1 protein-coding gene and 1 pseudogene are annotated in these 2500 nt (G+C 32.5%); both read right to left on the bottom strand.

Features of this window, described 5'->3' with window-relative positions; genetic code table 11:
- Positions 1-171 precede the first annotated feature (171 nt).
- A complete protein-coding gene (locus tag ACFILL_RS08990) occupies positions 172-1005 on the bottom strand; it encodes a hypothetical protein (protein WP_375681098.1) in 834 nt (277 codons plus the stop codon).
- 1226 nt (positions 1006-2231) lie between these two features.
- Positions 2232-2500 (bottom strand): annotated as a pseudogene (locus ACFILL_RS08985) (type ISP restriction/modification enzyme); the annotation flags it as partial.

Raw genomic sequence — 2500 nt, 5'->3', positions numbered from 1 at the left:
TCAGAAAAGTCTTTTAATGCTTTAATGCGATAAAGGGTATGATTACCAAATACACGCGTTTCATTTGTGAGTGCAAACTTCTTTTGCATGAGCACAATTCCTTTATACAGAGATTTAAATTTTTAAATGAGATGTTTAAAGGAGGGCACCCCCGCCGCGCCCACGCGTTATTTAAGCAGCGTCTTTTAGTGACTGATTATCATCACAGATATCATTACGAATTTTTGCACGGCTATTCACAACAGCATTGCCATAAATTTGCACATGATGATCAATATTTGATTTGCCATAGACCTTGGCATGATCATAAATCCTTACAAAGCAACCAACACGAGCCGAGCCAGAAACCTTGGCATGACCATAGATACTTGAATAATCCTTAATCCAAGCATTACAAAAAACATGGGCATTATCATAAACGCGCGCCCAGACATAAATGCGTGACTTGCCATACACACGAGCATTGCCAAAAATATAGCCACAAACATAGGCACTTTCATAGACACGGGCATTGTCATAAACCTTGGCACTATTAGAAATAGTAGCATTATCACTAATTACGGCATAACCATAAACATGCCCACAGACCTTAGCGTTATCATGAATTTTTGCATTATCATAAATATGAGCGGTTGTATCAAAAACCAATGCTTTGCCATTAACGATAGCATTGCCACACACCTTGGCACCTCTAAAGATTTTCGCGTCATTATAAATTTTAGCATTTTCATAAACAGTTGCATTGAAAAGAACCGCGGCATTATCATAGACCCAGCAATTGCCATCATGGGATAAGTTACTTTCATTTTCAATAAAACCGCCGAGGTCCCCCGCCTTAACATCATCAAAATCTCTTAGAGCACGTATACGGTGTAAAGTAAGACCATCAAAAGTGAATTTTTCATTGGTAAATTCGTATTTTTTTGCAGGCTCTTGTTGATTAACAGGCGCGGTTTCATTTGCAATGGAAGAGATAACGGGGATGTTTTTTACTGTATTTTTCATAATTAAACCTTACTGATTAAATGTTTGTTATTGACACCTCTATAGAGGCGCCGGGTGCTAACAAACACGGCAGTAAGTCCGTCGTTACACTTTTCCCATAAATGGGTATTGTATGGTGTAACTACACCCGACAAAATCACTATATATGCTAACAAAAGCATAAAAGATAGTCAGTTTTTAATAGGATTAGGTTTATCGCAACCTATTCGCTTACTGTTTAGTGTTGTTAAGCACTTAAGTATTCATATAACAAAATACGTATTTATTGTCAATTATTATTTTATCTTTTTTGATATTTTTTAATACGTTGCGTGTTGATAATATCTTATGCTTATTAATTGCTTCTTTTATATTTATGTGCTTTTAAAGCTATATTATTGGCTTTCTTAAAAGATTGCGTTATTTTCTGAATCTATACATTTATAATATTTAGAAACGCTCTCATGATGCGTATTTTAAACTTTATAACCTATCAATTTTGTTACTAAATGAATTTTAAATTTTTTGTGAATTTTGTTTATAAGGGGCTTTAATTTAAACGACCTTAATAGCACCGCGCTCTTATAACAAATGCTTTCATTTGCATTTTTGCTTTCTCTATAGCTGTTATGTTCTTTATAGCCATGGCATCATTTTTCATTTTCATAAGAGAAACGATAAATAGGATAATTGTGATTTATTGTCTGTTATGAAAATATCTCAATAGAAACTGATCATTATAGAGATGAGCAAAATCCCTTTTAATAAACTTTTGTCAGTCTTGTCAGTTCTTTTTAGAACCTATATCATTTTTTTCAAATGAGAGAAAATTAAAATCATTATATTTCAAGTTGTTAAGTTTTATCTATTTTTCAAAAAACAACCTATATTAATAATACAACCTATAAATTCAACTAATGCTATATATTTTTGTAGGTTTTTTTGGGGGGGGTAGAAACATTCAAAACCTATAAGTAATATAAGAAAATGAATATACATAATTCTGTTTAAACAAAGCTTTTGAAAAGGATAAAGCTATCATTTTAGATTACGATATAATCTTTTAAAGGCAATCAAAATAAGAGTATTTAAAAGTGCAAATGATTTCTTTTTAGAATAACGCATATAAATACTCCTTTTAAAGATTGTATGTAAGCAATTTATAAAAGTGATATAGAACCTATAGGTATAAGACCTTATACCCCTTGTGAGGTTAATATGCCTATCATGTGAGCATGCTTTATAAGTTATTTGGTTTCTCTAATTTCTAATTTTGGTAAGTTCTTAACAATTTTCATTGTTTCTAAACTTACAGTAATAACCCTTTGAAACAACTCTAATGGATAAGCAGGTTTGCCAATGGTTTCAACAGCATAGCGATTGGCATCATTCACAATACCACTCTTTTTATCAGTCTTTACACATTGACGCCCCATAACCCATTCAAGAGCAGGCTTGCCATTGACGATATACTCATAAGCTTACTTAGGGATATCTGTCATGATGATATTGCTAT

Source organism: Bartonella sp. AP20NXHL, assembly GCF_042196165.1.
Taxonomy (GTDB): Bacteria; Pseudomonadota; Alphaproteobacteria; order Rhizobiales; family Rhizobiaceae; genus Bartonella.
This window is presented reverse-complemented; position numbering and strand designations above follow the sequence as displayed.